Annotated in this window: 14 protein-coding genes; 11 read left to right on the top strand and 3 right to left on the bottom strand. The window is 60.8% G+C overall.

The annotated features are described in order from the left end of the window. Positions 1 to 31 precede the first annotated feature (31 nt). Positions 32 to 805, bottom strand: coding sequence for an alpha/beta hydrolase (locus HMPREF2836_RS04135; RefSeq protein WP_246822818.1), 774 nt, complete (start codon positions 803 to 805; stop codon positions 32 to 34). Between the two features lie 227 nt (positions 806 to 1032). Here HMPREF2836_RS04135 and HMPREF2836_RS04130 point away from each other — a divergent pair, with 227 nt between their 5' ends. Both HMPREF2836_RS04130 and HMPREF2836_RS04125 read left to right on the top strand, forming a co-directional pair. Then, a complete protein-coding gene (locus HMPREF2836_RS04130; protein WP_070629529.1) occupies positions 1033 to 1782 on the top strand; it encodes a lysophospholipid acyltransferase family protein in 750 nt (249 codons plus the stop codon). A gap of 333 nt (positions 1783 to 2115) precedes the next feature. Next, positions 2116 to 3480 (top strand): class II 3-deoxy-7-phosphoheptulonate synthase, encoded by a 1365-nt coding sequence (locus tag HMPREF2836_RS04125; RefSeq protein WP_049356190.1) that lies wholly within the window; start codon positions 2116 to 2118, stop codon positions 3478 to 3480. A 166-nt stretch (positions 3481 to 3646) separates the two neighbouring features. On the opposite strand, the gene HMPREF2836_RS04120 is transcribed toward HMPREF2836_RS04125, so the two are convergent. After that, a complete protein-coding gene (locus HMPREF2836_RS04120) occupies positions 3647 to 5347 on the bottom strand; it encodes a serine/threonine protein kinase (RefSeq protein ID WP_246822817.1) in 1701 nt (566 codons plus the stop codon). Between the two features lie 249 nt (positions 5348 to 5596). Between HMPREF2836_RS04120 and HMPREF2836_RS04115 the strand changes: the two genes are divergently transcribed. Next, complete coding sequence (locus tag HMPREF2836_RS04115; RefSeq protein WP_070506761.1) at positions 5597 to 5965, top strand: Rv2175c family DNA-binding protein; 369 nt, start codon at positions 5597 to 5599, stop codon at positions 5963 to 5965. Positions 5966 to 6091: 126 nt separating this feature from the next. Here the strand turns inward: HMPREF2836_RS04115 and HMPREF2836_RS04110 are convergent, their stop codons facing one another. After that, positions 6092 to 7324 (bottom strand): polyprenyl synthetase family protein, encoded by a 1233-nt coding sequence (locus HMPREF2836_RS04110; protein ID WP_070629527.1) that lies wholly within the window; start codon positions 7322 to 7324, stop codon positions 6092 to 6094. Between the two features lie 185 nt (positions 7325 to 7509). Here HMPREF2836_RS04110 and dinB point away from each other — a divergent pair, with 185 nt between their 5' ends. The 8 genes from dinB to murF all read left to right on the top strand — a co-directional run bounded on the left by dinB (position 7510) and on the right by murF (position 18115). Further along, on the top strand, positions 7510 to 8883 hold the full coding sequence (gene dinB, locus HMPREF2836_RS04105) for a DNA polymerase IV (protein ID WP_070629526.1): 1374 nt from the start codon (positions 7510 to 7512) through the stop codon (positions 8881 to 8883). A 241-nt stretch (positions 8884 to 9124) separates the two neighbouring features. Beyond that, the gene (locus tag HMPREF2836_RS04100) at positions 9125 to 9526 is read left to right on the top strand and encodes a DUF3040 domain-containing protein (RefSeq protein ID WP_005506566.1); all 402 of its coding nucleotides are present in this window, start codon (positions 9125 to 9127) and stop codon (positions 9524 to 9526) included. A 523-nt stretch (positions 9527 to 10049) separates the two neighbouring features. Further along, a complete protein-coding gene (gene mraZ, locus HMPREF2836_RS04095; RefSeq protein ID WP_005506565.1) occupies positions 10050 to 10481 on the top strand; it encodes a division/cell wall cluster transcriptional repressor MraZ in 432 nt (143 codons plus the stop codon). A gap of 105 nt (positions 10482 to 10586) precedes the next feature. Next, on the top strand, positions 10587 to 11651 hold the full coding sequence (gene rsmH, locus HMPREF2836_RS04090; RefSeq protein ID WP_070629525.1) for a 16S rRNA (cytosine(1402)-N(4))-methyltransferase RsmH: 1065 nt from the start codon (positions 10587 to 10589) through the stop codon (positions 11649 to 11651). A 20-nt stretch (positions 11652 to 11671) separates the two neighbouring features. Continuing rightward, a complete protein-coding gene (locus HMPREF2836_RS04085; RefSeq protein ID WP_070629524.1) occupies positions 11672 to 12661 on the top strand; it encodes a cell division protein FtsL in 990 nt (329 codons plus the stop codon). Positions 12662 to 12723: 62 nt separating this feature from the next. After that, positions 12724 to 14589 (top strand): peptidoglycan D,D-transpeptidase FtsI family protein, encoded by a 1866-nt coding sequence (locus HMPREF2836_RS04080; protein WP_049345236.1) that lies wholly within the window; start codon positions 12724 to 12726, stop codon positions 14587 to 14589. A gap of 168 nt (positions 14590 to 14757) precedes the next feature. Further along, complete coding sequence (locus HMPREF2836_RS04075) at positions 14758 to 16503, top strand: Mur ligase family protein (protein ID WP_070629523.1); 1746 nt, start codon at positions 14758 to 14760, stop codon at positions 16501 to 16503. Next, positions 16496 to 18115: a UDP-N-acetylmuramoyl-tripeptide--D-alanyl-D-alanine ligase gene (gene murF, locus HMPREF2836_RS04070; protein ID WP_070629522.1), complete on the top strand. Its 1620-nt coding sequence runs from the start codon at positions 16496 to 16498 to the stop codon at positions 18113 to 18115. Before HMPREF2836_RS04075 ends, murF begins: the two co-directional genes overlap by 8 nt. The last annotated feature ends 2 nt before the right edge of the window (positions 18116 to 18117 follow it).

The following is an 18117-nucleotide window of genomic DNA, read 5'->3' as shown; positions in this document are numbered from 1 at the left end:
CGAGCGTTGCCACATGGTAGCTGCGGGTCAGTCACCTAAATTCTACAGGAACTGAACAATGTTCGAGAAAATATTTGTGGGAGCTATCCGACACAGTATGATCGCCCAGTGAACGCAAATACAGAACCGGCGACTTCAACTGCGGGATCAGAGCACGAGTCTCAGCACCCAAAAGATGCAGCTGATGCACCGCCGCCGTCGGAACGAGAGAATACGCACCCTCGCTCACACCCGGAACCGCAATATCGGAACCAATCGCCTTGAGCATCGGCAGAACCTTCGACACCTTACCGGCGTGGCGCATCATCGGGTTCACATCCACCATATAGGGGTTAATCAGCACCGTACCCGCCACCGGCAGACGCGCCGACAGGTGAGTCGCCACCGTACCACCCATCGACATACCAATGACCACCACCTGCAGGCCCTGATCAGCTAGGCGGCGGTACCCCCGCTCAGCAGAAGCCAGCCACTGCTGGTACGTGCTATCACGCAAATCCTGCCAACGGGTCGCATGCCCAGTCAGCACAGGCATCTCCACTGCGTAACCGAGCTCCATAAAACGCTGAGCCAACGGGCGCATGCTATGCGGTGAACCCGTAAAACCGTGCACCAGCAAAATACCCACAGAATGCTGCGCCGGGTCAGGACTAAAAGAAACGGGGGAGTGATCGAACGCTTCCTGGTCGCCCTCGAGGCGACGCGCCAGGGAGTCCTTGACATTTTGGGTTGCTAAAAGCCTGCGCTCGCGAGCCTTGCGGCGCATCCGCTTGAGCGGCTCCAACGAGTTATCAAAAATGCTCATGGTCCTCCTTCGCCAACCTGCGAGAATATGAACGCAGGTGCAGGCTCTATAGCGTACCCCGGTGGGGCGCAACAGATACAGCGCCGATGCCGGTATATCGCCTCCAGCGCACCCGAATACACCGGTGCGCAGAAAAATCGTTCTCTTTTCTTTAATTATCGCGCGTTCCCTCGCGCCTCTCCAGACACGCTAGAATTGAGCCGGGAACATTCAGAGAGGAGACCCCAATGTCTAACACCGCCCTCTATTCAACGCTCAAGGTTCTTGGCTCCCCCCTGTTGCAGGGACTGTACCACCATGACGTGGTTGGCCTGGAGAACCTGCCCGAGGGACCCTACATCGTCGCCAGCAACCACCTGGCATTCTGCGACTCCATTTTTATTCCTCTCGCCATGCCGCGCACCGTGAACTTCCTCGCCAAGAGCGACTACTTCACCACCCCCGGCGTGAAGGGTCGTGCTATGGCGGCGTTCTTCCGTGGTGTCGGTCAGCTTCCCATGGACCGTTCCGGCGGCCAGAAGAGCCAGGAATCTCTCAACGCCGGTGCGCAGGTCCTCAAGGACGGCGGCGTGATTGGCATCTACCCCGAAGGCACCCGTAGCCCCGACGGACGCGGCTACCGCCCCAAGGTCGGTGTCGCCCGCCTCGCAGTTGAAGCAGGCGTGCCCGTAGTGCCCATCGGACAGATCGGTACCGACCTGATTCAGCCCTCCGGCTCGAACCGTATCCGTCTGCGCCACGACGGCAAGCCCATCCAGGTGCGCACCATTATCGGCAAGCCTCTCACCTTCGAGGAATACACCGACGGCTCAGACCTGAGCCACCGCGTTCAGCGTGAAATCGCCGACCGTATTGGCTCTGAGATCCGTGCCCTCAGCGGCCAGGAATACGTGGACGTGTACGCCGACCGCGTCAAGAAACTCATGGCCGATAAAAACATGAGCGCTGATGCGGCAGTCGCACAGCTACAGAACTAACTAAACGTTGCCCAAGCGGGTATGCGACTACGCCAAGGGCGGGATGCGGTACGCGCCGCGCCCCGCCCTTTCGTATGCCGTTCTGCAACAGTGCCCATCAACCCGCTGCGTATCAACCTCCTGCTCATCAACCCGCGTATCGCCGACACCGGGTGGCGCTATCTAAACATGTGAGATATACCTGACTGCAGGGTTAGGTGTTGAAGCAAGCAAGAGTACAATTAGGTCTATTCGGCCTGAAGAATCGCAAGCCAGCACGCCACACACGGCGCGCCGAGCACCCGAAACGCGGCTGAATCAGAAAACGCACAAGACCATCCCGATGGAGTGAAGATGAGCAACCAAAACCTCAGCACCTCGCAGGCCCCCGACCACGGCCTGGACACCTGGCGTCAGCTGCACATTGACCAGCAGCCCACCTGGAGCGAGCACGAAGATTTTGAGAGCACCATCGCCGAGCTGAACTCGGTACCGCCGCTCGTCTTCGCCGGTGAGGTCGACGCCATGCGCCAGGCACTCGGTGAGGTTGCTGAAGGCCGCGCATTCCTCCTGCAGGGCGGCGACTGCGCAGAAACCTTCGCTGGTGCAACCGCCGACAAGATCTCCGGCCGCGTCAAGACCATCCTGCAGATGTCTGCAGTGCTCACCTACGGCGCCTCCATGCCCGTGGTGAAGATGGGCCGTATGGCGGGCCAGTTCTCCAAGCCGCGCTCCGCAGACATGGAAACCCGCGGCGACGTCACCCTGCCCTCCTTCCGCGGCGAGACCGTCAACGGTTTCGACTTCACTCCCGAAGCCCGCGTACACGACCCCAAGCGCATGCTGCGCGGCTACCACACCAGCGCATCCACCCTGAACCTGGTGCGTGCCTTCACCAAGGGCGGCTTCGCAGACCTGCGCGCCGTACACCAGTGGAACCGCGGCTTCACCTCCAACCCCGCGCATGAGCGCTACGAGAAGACCGCCAACGAAATCGGCCGCGCCCTCAAGTTCATGGAAGCATGCGGCGTGAACTTCGAAGCCCTCAAGACCACCGACATGTACGTCGGCCACGAGGCACTCGTGCTGGACTACGAGCGTGCCCTGACCCGCATCGACTCGCGCACCCACCTGCCCTACGACACCTCCGCACACTTCCTGTGGATTGGCGAGCGCACCCGCGGCATCGACGATGCACACGTAGACTTCCTCTCCAAGGTCCGCAACCCCATCGGCGTGAAGCTGGGCCCGACCACCACTACTGAGGATGCACTCGCACTGATCGACAAGCTCGACCCGAACCGCGAGCCCGGCCGCCTGACCTTCATCACCCGCATGGGTGCGAAGAACATCCGCGAGAAGCTGCCCGCAATCGTTGAAGGCGTGCAGGCTGAAGGCGCGAAGGTCGTCTGGGTTACCGACCCGATGCACGGCAACACTATCTCCGTGCCCTCCGGCTACAAGACCCGTCGCTTCGACGACGTGCTCGACGAGGTTCGCGGCTTCTTCGAGGTGCACGAGGCTCTGGGCTCGTTCCCCGGCGGTATCCACGTGGAGATGACCGGCGACGACGTGACCGAATGCCTGGGCGGCTCCGACGCTATCGACGAGGCAGCACTGGCTGACCGCTACGAGTCCCTGTGCGACCCGCGTCTGAACCACTCGCAGTCCCTGGAAATCGCGTTCCTGGTCTCCGAGTACCTCAAGAACCGCGCATAAAACGTTCATACGCCTCGCCGTACTAGTCGGTGAGAAATAGCAGAAAAACAATGCCCGGGTCTTCACTCATTGTGAATGAAGACCCGGGCATTGCGTTTAACCTGTGCACCACACAGACGAGGACGGAGTGCACAGACGAGGACAGAGCGCTCGAGGGGGAGCACTACTAGAAGGTCAGGAACGCCTCAATATTGCGCCACCACTGCGACTGCACCAGTGAGGTCGCAAGCCACCAACCGGTAAAGCTCGAACCCATGCCCAGCAGAATCAGCGCCAGAGCCCAACCGCCCACCGCCATACCCGAGGGCGGGGTCCTAAACTGCTTGGCGGGCAGGCGAGGATCCTTCTGCGAAGACTGCTCGGATTCCTGAGAAGAAGCGGCCTCCTCTGCCGGTGAAGCCTCCGACGCGCTCGCCGCTCCCTTAGACTTCGAACGACGCGCACCCGAGGGGCTCAACGAACGCTCCGCATGGATTGGGGCGTACTCGCCATGAGCTGAGATGAACTCCTGCTCCGTCTGCGGGCCAATACCAACGGACTGAGTCAGCGGGCCCTTCGCCGTGGCGGTACGACGGCTCATGAATGAGCCCAGACCACGCTTGCCGGATTTGCCCTTTGAGCCTTCCTGATTCTGATCAGCGTCAGAATCGTCATTATCGGAGGCGGAACTCACCAGAGGCGGAATGCCCTGGCGGTTGAGCACGGAGTCCTCAGCATCCACGTCGGCAAGGTGCACGCCCTGACCCGCTGCCGAGGCATCGTACACGAGGCTGTCGGGGGAGTACACATCGTAGGCGAGCAGATCGCGGGCATCGCTAAAAGCACTAATCGGGGTGTTACGCACCATCTGCGCGGCACCGCTACGCTCCGCAATATCGGCAACAGCTTCCCAAAGGGGAAGCTCCGGCTCCGGGCACGAGGGGGCGCGCCAAGCACGCTCAGACTCACCCAGCGACTCAGAAATCTCCAGCAGGGCCGTGAATAGTTCGGTCGCATCCTCGGGGCGGGCGTGAGGCTGCTTGCGGGTACACCACGAAATCAGCCCCGCAATATCGCGGTCCGCACCCAGTGCGACATCGGTCAGCGCGGGCATCTCAATATTCGCGTTGTGGTAGAGCACCTGCTGGTCATTCTCCAGACCCACAAAGGGCAGACGACCTGAAAGCATGCGGTACATCATCACGCCGAGCGCAAAAATATCAGCCTGAGCTCCGACCTTCACCTTCGGATCAAGAACCTCCGGCGCCACGTAGGCGGGGGTGCCCATGGGGGCGCCCGCATCCACCTGATCGTCACGGCGGGAAAGACCGAAGTCCGTCAGCTTCACCTGGCCGTTAGCGTCGAGAAGAATATTGCCCGGCTTAATATCGCCGTGCAGGTAGCGGTTAGCGTGCACCTCGGAGAGCGCCTCCACCACCGGAATGAGGATGTCCAGCGCCTCACCCAGGGATAGAGCATTACGTACACGTAGCAGCTGGCTCAGCGTACAACCGTGCACATACTCGAGCACGATATACATGACCATCTGACCCGAAAAATATTCGGTACCCGATGAAATCACACCCACCGTATGCCCGCCGCCACCTACCTGGCGCATCGAGCGCTCCTCACGGTGGAACTTCTGACGGTTCGCTGCATCCTCAGCCAGAGCGGGGGAGAGAACCTTGAGCGCAACCGGGTTATTCGACCACAGGTCCAGCGCATAATACACCTCGCTCATGCCGCCGCGGCCAATAAGCGAACCCACCTGGTAGTGACCCTCAATAATGGCGCCACTGAGCCACTGCGAAGAACCAATAGCGGTATCCGGGGCAGCGGGACGAGTGGCGGGAGGAACAGAAGTATTTGCAGAAGAACGAGGGTTCACAGGAGAAATCCGGCGTGGGCTGGGAGTATTCATACGTCTCAACATTTTAGCCCGCCCACCTGGGCAGAAGCGATGCCAAAGGGCGCCGGGCAGGTGAACACTCAGCGAATTCTTACAAAGTGCCGGTGGACCCGACTCCACCGCAAGAACAACGGGCAGGGCACAAGAACGAAAGATATATGGCAAGGCTCCAAAGCCTGCGGCGGGTCAAAAGTGGTAAATACGTGCCAGCTCTGGCACTCTTAAAAGGTGACTAACGAAAATATTGCTCAGACCTTCGCCCTCGTCGGCGATTGGGTAACCATCCCCGAAATTGCGCAGGCACTCGACCTGAAGGTGACCCGCGTTCACAACCTGATTTCTGACGGTACGCTCATCGCTCTGCGCGACCCGGAAACCAACGTGCGCAAGGTACCCGCACTGTTCATGAACGGTTCGCGAGTACTCGAATCCCTCAAGGGCACCCTCGCTGTCCTGAAGGACTCCGGCTTCAGCGATGAAGAAGCTATCGTGTGGCTGTACACCAACGACGACTCTCTGCCCGGCCGCCCCATCGACGCGCTGATTGACGGTCGTAAGACCGAGATCCGTCGCCGTGCGCAGGCACTGGCTTGGTAATCTGGCTTGGTAATAGCGGCTCAGTACTATAGCTAAATAGGTTGAGGCGGCATACTTCGGTATGCCGCCTCAACCTATTTAACGTTCTAACTGTGTTGAACCTCTACGCCTTGCGACGTAGCGCATCTATGCCTTGCGGCGCAGAGCACGGCCCACGATATCGGTCAGCGCCGCATGCGTCAGCTCGTCCAGGTTCATCGCCTCCAGCGCCCCAAACACAGCCTGAGACTTCTGCTCAATCAGCTGCTCATGCTTGGCGAAAGCGCCCGAAGAAACCATCAGCTCGCGGATGCGTTCCACCTGCTCATCGCTCAGCTCGGGGTCGCCCAAGCTATTGTGCAGAAGCGCCGCGTCCTTCTCGTTCAGGACAGCGGAGGTGAGCGCCACCAGCACGGTACGCTTACCCTCACGCAGGTCATCGCCAGCGGGCTTACCGGTCACCTCGGGCTGGCCGAAGACACCCAGCTCGTCATCACGCAGCTGGAAACCCTCACCCAGCGGCAGGCCGAACGCGCGGTAACCGGCAAGTACCGGGTGCTGCTCGCTCACGGCACCGGCACCGCTCTCCAGCGCGGCAGCCTGCAGAGCCAGAGCACCACCAATCGTGAAGGGGTGCTCGCACGAGTACTTGGCGGACTTGAAACGAATCACGTTCAGGGCACGCTGCAGAGCCGCCTGAGCGTCCTCGGTTTCGAGAACCTCGGAGTAGACGTCCAGATACTGACCCGCCAGAACCTCGGTGCGCATCCGGTCAAAAATAGTGCGCGCAGGGGCGCCATAAATCGCTCCCTCACCCAGGGACGCGAAAACCTCGGCAGACCACGCCAGGGTCAGATCTCCAGCAAGAATACCGCCGGTCAGACCGTAGTTGAAAGCATCACCGCGCCAACTATTCTGCTCGTGCGCTGCCTCGAAACGCTTGTGCACGGAGGGAGCGCCGCGGCGGGTATCGGAGCGGTCGATAATGTCGTCGTGAATCAGTGCGGAGGTCTGGAACAGCTCCACCGCCATGCCGGCCTTCACAATAGACCAGGACGCGCGGTTCTCGGTTACTGGTGCACCGCCGGCACCTCGCCAACCCCAGTAGCTCAACAGGGCACGCAGGCGCTTGCCGCCGGTGGAGAGAGACTCAATAGCCTCCAGCAGGGGTAGAGTTTCGGCAGAAATACCCTCAAGTAGCTCGCGCTGGCGGGTAAAAAACTCCGCCATGAGAGTGTCAAAAGCGTGAAGGTAGGCTCGCTGCTCTTCAGCAATACGCTCAGCGAGGTGCGCAGAAGTCGCCGGGATATTCGGTGCCGCTACGGTGAGGCTCTCGGTCGCCTGGGGAGTGGGTGCTCCGGAAGGAGAAGGGGGAGTCATACTATCCTCGCTGATGGTCGCTATGTACGGTCCTGATGCCGTGCGGTGTGCACTTCTTCTAGCTTAGTGGAGAAAAGCCCAAGAGAACGCATTTGCGAACACGTTTACGATATATTACCCCTATTGTTCGTAGAAATGTGCTATATTTTCGGTAGGTGGGCGTAGAAGTTATGAGAGGAGGCGACATGGGGCAGACGCGAACCGGCAAGAATAGCGGCGTAAGGAACGGCCGCGTCATTATGCACCTGGACATGGACGCCTTCTTCGTCAACGTCGAACTCCTCGAAAACCCCGCTCTGCGCGGCGAACCCATTATCGTGGCGCCCCTGGGCCCCCGCTCGGTCGTATGCTCCGCCTCCTACGAGGCGCGCGCCCACGGAGTGCGCTCCGGAATGCCGCTCAGCCGCGCCCGGAACCTCAGCCCCAACGCCACCGTCCTGCCGCTGCGCGGCGACTATCGGCACTACTCGCGCGCCGTCATGGCAATCCTTCACGACCTGAGCCCTTACGTGGAGCAGGTCAGCGTGGATGAAGCCTTCGTAGACCTCACCGGCGCTTACCTGCACGGCCAAGACCCCGTCGCCCTGGCGCAGCGCGCTCGCGACCGCATCGCGCAGGAGCTCTCCCTGCCCTCCTCCGCGGGGGTGGCGCCCAATAAACTACTCGCAAAAATGGCGTCGACCGGTAGTAAACCCAACGGGCTGTGGGTCATTCCACCCGAGCGCGTTCAAGAATTTCTTGACCCGAGAAAAGTTTCCGACCTGTGGGGAGTGGGTGCGAAAAGTACCGAGCAGCTCTCCCGATACGGTATCCACACCATCGCCCAGATGAGGTCCATGAGCCTGGATTGGCTCAAAGAACGCTTCAGCACTGCCCAGGGCGAGCACCTCTGGGCCATGGCGCGCGGCATTGACGAACGCCCCGTAATCACCGAGCGCGAAGAGAAAAGCATGGGTGGCGAGCACACCTTCGAGACGGATACGACCGATGTCCAGGAGGTGAGCGCTGCTATTCGGGAGCTGAGTCTCAAGCTGGGAAAGCGCCTGCGATCCGCGGGGAAACTTGCCGGCGGGATCAGCCTCAAAATCCGCTACAGCACCTTCGAAACGCACACCCGCGCTATCCCCCTAAACGTGCCTGTGGACTCCGGTATGCAGATTGCCTCCCTGGCTCTGGAAGCCCTGCGAGCAGATGAAATCGTGGTAGGGCAGATGGTACCCCGCGCCCTGCGACTCATCGGGGTGCGTGCCGAAAAGCTCGCCCGCGCAGAAGACGGAGTGCAACAAACCCTCTTTGATGCCATTGAGAGCGGGGCAAACCCACGCTCCTCACAAACCGCCTCCTCACAACGAGGCGGCGGGGGAGCGGGCAAAAGCTTCGGGAATGGTACTCGCTCGGGTTCTGGCGCTCGCCTTGTGAAGAGTGGTAGATGGTCCGAGGTGGAGCACGTCATGGACGCGATTCATCGCAAGTACTCACAGGAAAGCCTCAAACCAGCCTCCGGGGTGGCGGTGCCGGAACAGAAGGTTGAGGAAAGGGCCGAGAAAACGGCTGAGTAAAAGACTACGCAAAAGGCTGAAGGAGGGAACTAGCCCGAGAGGAACCATCGCAGAAAGAGTAGCGCCCTCCACGGAAGACATTGAGGTACTTCTGCCTGAAAAAGAATGCGCCAACCCCACCCGGCGGGGTACGATGGGAAGCATACGACGGGAAGATGCGCTCACCGCGCCAGCTGGTACACCAGCTAACCCTGCTGATACGAATGTCATTTTGAGTAGAGACACCTCAAAGGAGAAAACGATGGCACTGTCCGAGCGTGAACAGAAGGTTCTGGACCAGCTCGAAGAACTCATGAGCAATGAGGATCCGCACTTTGCCTCCTCCATGTCCTCAACTGGCAATACCGCGCCGGTCTTTAGCGCTCGCCACCTGGCTCTCGGTATTCTCTTTGTTCTTATTGGCCTGGGCATCATTATTGGTGCGGTCGCATCTAATATGATTTGGCTGGGCGTATTCGGCTTCCTCTTTGCTGCAGGTGGCGTGTACTTCGCAACCACCAGCAAGAAGACCCCGGTAGATTCCTTCCTCGGCGGTAAGGCAGAGGGCGCAGCTCGTGTGCGTCAGCGTGAGCAGAAGGAGCGTTCCTCCTTCATGAATCGTCTGGAGGACCGCTGGGACGAGCGTAATAACGGCCAGTTCTAATACTCTTTGTCGCAATAGTTTTCCTTAGTTAAGTATCCGTACTCTCTAGGGGCTCAAGACTTCACAAGCGGAAGGTAAGAATTCTTACCTTCCGCTTTTTCTATGCCCGAACCAGTGAGAGATGGACGTTTTAGAGGCGGGCGGATGGAGCGCACTGACTATTGCAACTGGCCCCGTCATTGACTTTGTACTTGAGTCAGGACATAGCAAACATGATGAAGGCGGTCCGCTGAGCGGACACACCCGAAGCTGTGTAGAAGCTGTGCGTCAGCGTTAAAAATGCAGGAGAGAGCATAAAAACACTAAAAGATGCTCTGCCGGGTGGGGTGGGTGGTGGAAAGTGGGGTAAAGTGGAGGGGAAAGCTGAAAGTCAGTCCTATCGTCGTGCCCTCAAACAAACGGCGGAGGCGCCGGCCCGGCACACCCCGCCACCGGCACCTACAGGATGTGTGGAGCACCCCCGCTCCCGCAGGCTTCAGCACATCGGCACACATCAGGGGCACACATCGGGGAGGTGAAGTGAATGTTCTTAGGTACCTACTCACCACGAATGGACGCCAAAGGACGCATCATCCTTCCCGCCAAATTCCGTGAGGAACTCTCAGCAGGCCTCGTTCTGACCCGCGGTCAAGAACGATGCCTGTACGTTTTCCCCGCCGCAGAATTTGAACGCATCCACGAACGGATGCGCACCGCGCCCCTGCCCGGACGAGCCGCCCGAGACTTCCTGCGAGTTTTCCTCTCCGGAGCCTCAGACGAACTGCCTGATAAGCAGGGACGCATCACCATCCCGCCGATACTGCGCCAATACGCAGGACTGACCGACAACCTCGTTGTCATCGGATCCGGTACCCGCGCAGAAATCTGGGATGCAGCGGCCTGGGAGGAATACCTCGCCCGCACCGAAGCTGAATTCGCTGCCCTCGACGAGGACCCGTTCAGCCCGCTGCTCTAACCGGCATCCCGCCGACGCGACGGCTACCGCCCCGGCATCTCTCTATCGTCACCGCACCACTCTTCCGTAAATCTTCCCGCAGGACAAACTCTCACAGGAGCACCCATGAGCGTAGAACACGCCCCCGAAACCGGTACGACCGACTCCGGTACTGCCGCCAAGGCCCCCGGCGCATCCATTGAGAACCTCTCCCAGCGTGAAGCCAGCGAACGCCACGTGCCCGTCATGCTGGACCGCTGCATTAACCTGCTGGCACCCGGCATTGAACGCGCCGTCGAGGAGCGCGGCACCGCCTACGTTATTGACGGCACCCTCGGTATGGGTGGCCACTCCGAGGCGCTGCTTGAACGCTTCGAAAACCTTGTGCTGATCGGCATTGACCGCGACCTGCAGGCACACGCCATCGCCGGTGAGCGTCTGGCACGCTTCGGTGACCGCTTCGTACCCGTCCACGCCGTCTACGATGAGATTGACCGCGCCATGGAAGCTGCCGGCGTGCAGGGCATCGACGGCATCCTGATGGACCTGGGTGTCTCCTCCATGCAGCTGGACGAACGCACCCGCGGCTTCGCCTACTCCTACGACGCTCCCCTGGACATGCGCATGAACTCCGAAGACGAGCTCACCGCCCGCATCGTCGTCAACGAATACAGCGAAGACCAGCTGCGCCGCATTATCCGCAACTGGGGCGAAGAGAAGTTCGCATCGCGTATCGCCCGCGCCATCTGCACCGCCCGCGCCAACGCGCCCCTGGAAACCACCGGTGAGCTCGTACGCATTATCCAGAAGGCTGTGCCCGTCGCCGCGCAGCGCACCGGTGGACACCCCGCCAAGCGCACCTTCCAGGCGTTGCGTATCGAAGTGAACCACGAACTGGAAGCCCTCGAACGCGCCGTACCGGCAGCCCTGGAGGCGCTCAACCTCGGCGGCCGATTTGTCGCCATGAGCTACCACAGCCTCGAAGACAAAATCGTCAAGAGGACACTGACCGCGGAGGCAACCTCCAAAGCACCCAAGGGCTTCCCGGTAGAGCTTGAAGAGCACAAGCCCACCATCAAAATCATTACCCGCGGCGCCGAACCGCCTACCGACGAGGAAATCGAACAGAACTCTCGCGCCGCCAGCGCCAAGCTGCGCGCCGCCGAGAAGATCCGCATCCCCGCCAAGTAGAAGACAGAAAGCGAAGAAGAGTGAGCACCCAGCACGCATCCCAGCGCCCCACCCGCACCCAGGGCGCCCCGCGGAGTCGACGCGCCGGTTCCTCGCGCCCTGCCGCCGGCACCCCCGGCGCCGTTGGCTCTACCCGCGCATCCTCTACTGGCGGCTCTACCGGGGCGAGCCGCGCCTCCACCCGAGCACACTCCGGCCGCACCCGCACCGCGCGTCTGGAGCCGGTCACCGCCTCCCAGCCGGTGGTCCGCCCCGTCAGCACCGCCGCATCTCACGGTGGTAAGCGCACCTCAACGAACGCGAGCCGTGTTCCCTCGAGCGTCCGTGCGGCAGCACGCACCGAAGAAGCACGCGAAACGAAGCCCAAGCAGCGTAACCCGCTGTCCACTGTGCGCCGCCGAGCCCGTAAGCTCAGCCCGCCCACCATGCTCGCTGTTTTTGCGGCAATTCCGCTGACCCTGATTTTTATTCTGCTGCTTAACGTGCTGATTGTGACCCGACAGTACGACATGGTGGATTTGCGCGCGCAAGAACAGCGCCTCGTGCAGGAGAACCAGGCGCTGCAGCAGGAGATTGGTTTCAAGGAAGCCCCGCAGGATTTGGCGATACGCGCCAGTACCCTGGGCATGTTTGTGAGCTCTTCGCAGGCGACCCTGAACCTGCAGACTTCCACGATTGAGGGCACCCCCGCCCCGGCTGCAAGCCCCACCGGTATTGAAGGATCCAAGCAGGAGAACCTGATTTCGCCGCCGGCAGCGGGTTCGGAAGAAAGCTACGCCAAGGGCATTGTGGATGCTGACAAGTCTGTTCAGCAGCGACACAGCCAGGCGAGCGCTACGGCAAAGGCATCTGCAAGCGCCTCGGCAAGCCCCGCGCAGCAGGCTAACCCCGCTCAGCAGGCCAACCCCGCACCGGCGAATAGCGCCCCTGCTAGCCCGGCTGCTTCCGCCGCACCGAGCGCCGCTCAGCAGCCCGCAGCTAGCCCCGCGGCAAGCCAGGTTGCACGATAAACAATATTGACCACAGGATGCGTAGCATCACCGATAGACTAGACCAGCGAAAGGACCACCGCATGAGCTCCGACGCGCGTAAGAACGCGAACGAATCGGCATCCGGTCAGCCGGATCTGACCCGCCGTGGCTTCGTCGCAGGCGCCGCAGCCACCTGCGCTCTGGGCGTTATCGGTGCGAACCTGTTTATCCGCCAGGGCTTTGACCCCGGTGCAGTGGCGAATGCGTCCCGTCAGAAGCGTTTGCGCTCCCAGGTGCTGCCTGCTGTGCGCGGTCAGATTCTCGATATCAACGGCAACGTCATGGCGCGTACTGTGCAGCGTTATAACCTGACTGCTGACCAGAGCGCCGTGGCGACCTTCAAACGCTACAACGAGGATCGCACCCAGAAGGTTGAGGTCACCCCCAACCAGCTGGTGTACGAGATGGTCGATATTCTCAAGACCGTTGACCCGGGCATTACCGACGAGTTCATCAAGTCCAAGCTGGACGGCACCTCAAAGTACTCGGTGATCAAAGCAAATATCACCCCGGAAATTTTCAATAAGATTGATGCCCTGGGTGCGCCCTTCATCTACGGTGAGGCGTTCTCTCAGCGCCTGTACCCCAACGGTAGTGTGGGCGGTTCCGTGGTCGGTAAGTACAACATTGTTGAAGAGGCAGACGGCAACGGTACGGGCGGTACGGTGTCCCGTAACTACTCCGTGGGCATTGAGCGTGTCTTTGAGAAGGAGCTTGCCGGTACCCCCGGTGAGCGCACCTACGAGATTAGCGCTGATGGCGTGCGTATCCCCGTAGCGAAGGAAGAGCAGCGCCTGGCGGTGGACGGTAAGAATATTCGCCTAACCATTAACCGTGATGTGCAGTATTTTGCGCAGCAGGTGGTGCGTGCCCGCGCCGAGGAGCTGAAAGCTGAATGGTGTACCGCCATTGTTATGGATGTGCGTGACGGCTCCATTTTGGCTCTTGCTGATTCCTCCACGATGGACCCGGGCGCGGCAACCATTGAGGACGCGGCGGACATGACCCCGCGCGCTATTTCGCAGAGCGTGGAGCCCGGTTCGACCGAGAAGATGCTAACTGCTTCGGCGCTGATTGAGCAGGGCCTGACCACCCCGACGAGCGTGTATGACGTGCCCGCGACCCTCACGATTGACGGCCAGACCTTTAAGGACGCGTTTGAGCACGGGGCGCAGCGGCGTACTTTCTCGGGCATTATTCATGACTCGATGAACACCGGTACGGTGCTGGTCGGTCAGAAGCTCAGCAAGGAAGAGCGCTACAACTGGTTGAAGAAGTACGGCGTCGGCGAGTTTACCGGCATTGAGCTGACCGGTGAGGAGCAGGGTATAATCGCTGATTGGCGTGATTGGGATGGCCGTCAGCAGTACACTGTGCTGTTCGGTCAGGGTGTTGCGCAGACTCCGCTGCAGACCGCCATGATTTTCCAGGCGCTGGGCAATAAGGGCGTTCGTCTGAAGCCGCGCATTGTGGACGCGATCATTGACGCCGACGGTACCGAACATAAGCGTGCCGTAGAGCCTGGCGAACGCATGGTCAGCGAGGAGACTGCCGCTTCCTGCCTGACTCTCATGGAGAATGTGGTGGAGCAAGGCCACGCCCGTCCGGCGAAGGTGACCGGCTACCGCGTGGGCGGTAAGACCGGTACTGCGGAAACTCCGAGTGAGAAGGGCGGCTACGACGGCAACACGACGTCCTTTATTGGTGTGGCGCCGATTGAGAACCCGCAGTTCTTGGTGGCGGTGACCATGCAGCGTCCTGAGGGTAGCGTGGGTGCGAACGGTACGACGGCTGAGTTCTCCAAGATTATGGAGAAGACTTTGCACACCTATAATGTGCCGCGTTCTACCGGTGAACCGGAGTTGATTCCGCTTTTTGCTGAGGATAGCCCCAATAAGACGAGCTAAAGGCGAGCGGGGGAGAGGCGCCCGGTAGCTGATTCGTGATGAAGAAGCGCCGGTACTGAACACCTGTCGAAGCCTAAAGACCGTAGAATATTGAATGACCCTGTGTGCCTTGAGCGCATTGACCATACAGAGCTCACCGCTTCGGACAGCGGAGAGGAAAGAAGGACGATGGATACCGCATCTCACGCACCCGGCCAGAACCTGCTGGGCGGCGACGCTCAGACTCTGCGCCCGAATTCTGTGCGCCCGGTGAGTTTGGCGCACCTTCGCGAACATCTGCAGGGCTTGGGCGCTCAGGTGAGTGCCCAGCCGGCTAAGGGTGTTCAGGGTTCTGAATCCGCTGATGCCGTTGAGGTCACCGGTATCAGCATGGATTCCCGAGGCGTTCGCCCTCAGGACCTGTACGTGGCTCTGCCCGGTGCGAAGGTGCACGGTGCGCAGTTTGCTGAGGCTGCGTTGAAGCTGGGTGCTTCCGCTATTTTGACGGATGCTGCCGGTGCGCAGCTGCTGGGCGAGGCGCCGGTGCCTGTCCTGGTGACGGAGAACCTCCGCGAGTACGTGGGTCCGTTGGCTGCGCTGATTTATGGTTCGGCGTCGTTCCCCGCCACTCACCGTTATGCTGTGACCGGTACGAACGGTAAGACCACCTCCACCTACATGCTGGAGTCGGTGTTCCGCACCGGTCTGGGGGTGAAGACCGGTCTGATTGGCACTATTCAGATTCTGATTGATGGTGTGTCGGTTCCTTCGAAGATGACCACCCCGGAGTCTCCTCACGTGCATTCTTTGCTGACGATTATGGGTCAGCATCAGGTGCGTTGCGCCGCAATGGAGGTTTCCTCACACGCGATTGATTACCACCGTGTGGACGGCGTGAAGTATGCGGTTGCTGGCTTTACGAACCTGACTCAGGATCACCTGGATTTGCACGGCACTATGGAGCATTATTTCGACTCGAAGGCTCAGCTGTTCACCCCCGAACGTGCCGAGCTGGCTGTGATTACTGCTGATGACGAGTGGGGCGAGAAGATGTTCTCCGCCGCTTGCGAGCAGATGGGTGCGCAGCAGGTGCACCGTCTGGTGACTGCGCGCGGTGCCGGTCTGGCTGAGGTGCCCGCAGAGTTTGGTGCCCGCGACTGGGCTGTGGTGAAGGTTCAGCGTGAGGGTCTGGGCCACCGCTTCCACGTGGCTAATGGTGCCGGTGAGAGCGTTGAATGCTACACCGGTCTGCCCGCTGATTTTAACGTTTCGAATGCTGCGCTGGCGGCGCTCATGGCGTACCTGGACACTGACTCCGCTGAGCGTGAGCGCCTGCTGCCCGAGCTGGCGTCCGGTTCGGCTCTGACTCCGGTGGTGCCGGGTCGTATGCAGCTGATTTCTTTGGCTCCGCACGCGATTGTGGACTTTGCCCACAACCCTGACGGCCTGACCCGTGCCCTGGAGGCGATGGACCGCCCCGGAGACGGCAAGGTCATGATTGTTTTCGGTGCGACCGGTGAGCGTGACCAGCTCAAGCGCCCGATTATGGGTGCGATTGCGGCACAGTATGCAGATATTGTGGTTGTGACTGATGACGATCCGCACGGTGAGGCGCCCGAGCCGATTCGTGCCGCCGTTGAGGAGGGCGCGCAGAAGGCTGAGAACCGCCGAGCCACCCAGATCCTGAATATTTCTCCGCGTGCCGCCGCTATTGATGCGGCAATTGCCCTGGCGGGCGAGCATGACGCCATCCTGATTGCTGGCCGCGGCCACGAAACCGAACAGGATGTTGACGGCGTGGATATCGCCCTGGACGACCGCGTTGAAACCGCCCGTGCCCTGCGTGCGCACGGTTTCGAGATTCTGCCTGACTACCAGCGCATGCTCGAAGAAAGTGACTCTAAGACCGCTGAAGGTATGGTGAAGAATGATTAAGCTCAGCGCCGCCCAGATTATTGAGGCAACCGGCGGCACCGCTATCGGCCTGGAGGGCCGTGAGGAGCAGGTGCACGCAGACTTCGCCACTACCGACTCCCGTGAGGTGCAGACCGGCACCCTGTTCGTGGCGAAGCCCGGTGCGGTCACTGACGGTCACAGGTTCATCCCCATGGCGTTTGAGCGGGGCGCGACCCTGGCTCTGGTCGAGCGTGAAGTACTCGATGAGCAGGGCGTGCCCTACCCGAGCATCCAGGTGCCCGATGTGGTGCTAGCGATGGGCGATTTGGCGCGCTATTCCATTGAGCAGATGCGCGCTCAGGGTGAGCTGACCGTTATCGGTATTACCGGTTCTGCAGGTAAGACCACCACCAAGGACCTTCTTGCCGCCATTTTCACCCCGGAGGGCCCGACCGTTGCCCCGGTCGGCTCCTACAACAGTGAAGTGGGCGTGCCCCTGACCGTTTTCCGTGCGGATGAGTCCACCCGCTACCTGGTCATTGAGATGGGTGCGGACCGTGTGGGCAATATCGAGTACCTGGCGAATATTGCGCACCCCGATCACGGTGCAATCCTGAAGGTTGGTACCGCGCACGCTGGCGAGTTCGGCGGCGTGGACAATATTGAGCGCACCAAGGGCGAGCTGGCTGAGGGTGTTCAGCCGACCGGTTCCCTGGCGCTGAACGCTGACGATGAGCGCGTACTGCGTATGGCGTCGCGTTCGGTTGCACCCATTACGTACTTCGGCGTGGGCGAGAAGACCGACGCGAACGGTCAGCCCTACGAACGCTACGTGGCGGCGCTGAACCTGCGCACCACCGACGCCGGCTGCCCCGAGTTCACTCTGCGCCTGCCCGACGGCAGCGAGTACGAGATTTCCTCGCAGCTGATCGGTGAGCACCACGTGCACAACCTGCTGGCTGCGGCGACGATCGCCTACAACAGCGGTATTTCGGGTGAGAAGATTGCTCGCGCGCTCAACAAGGCGGCGGCAGCTTCGAAGTGGCGTATGGCTCGCACCGACCGTGCCGACGGCGTGACCGTCATTAACGACGCGTACAACGCGAACCCTGAGTCGATGGCGGCGGCACTGCGCACCCTGGCGCAGCTGGGCCGCACCGTTGACCCAGCGACCGGTCAGCCGCACCGCACCTGGGCTGTTCTGGGCGCCATGCTGGAGCTCGGTGACGCCTCCCTGGAGGAGCACGACCGCATCGGCCGCCTCGTGGTGCGCATGAACATTTCCAAGCTGATTGCTGTGGGCGACGAGACGAAGCCCACCTACAATGCGGCTCACCTGGAAGGCTCCTGGGGTAATGAGGCGACCTGGGTGAAGACCCCGGAAGAGGCAGAGCAGATTCTGCGCGCCGAGGTTCGCCCCGGTGACATTGTGCTTTTCAAGTCCTCGAACGGCGCGAAGCTGGGCATTCTGGGTGACCAGGTTGCTTTCGCCGAGTACACCTTCGGTGCTGAGGAAGAGCAGGCACCGACCTGGCTTTCTGCCGGTGACTTTGTTGAAACCACCGATTTGAGCGACCACCTTGCCGCTCACCTGGACGGCACCGCTAACGGCGACCGTACTTCGACCGAACAGACCACGAACGAAGGGTAGCG

It is taken from the genome of Rothia sp. HMSC065C12 (genome assembly GCF_001812085.1).
Classification (GTDB): Bacteria; Actinomycetota; Actinomycetes; order Actinomycetales; family Micrococcaceae; genus Rothia; species Rothia mucilaginosa.
Note: the sequence above shows the minus strand (reverse complement) of the source record. Positions and strands in the feature narration are given on the sequence as shown.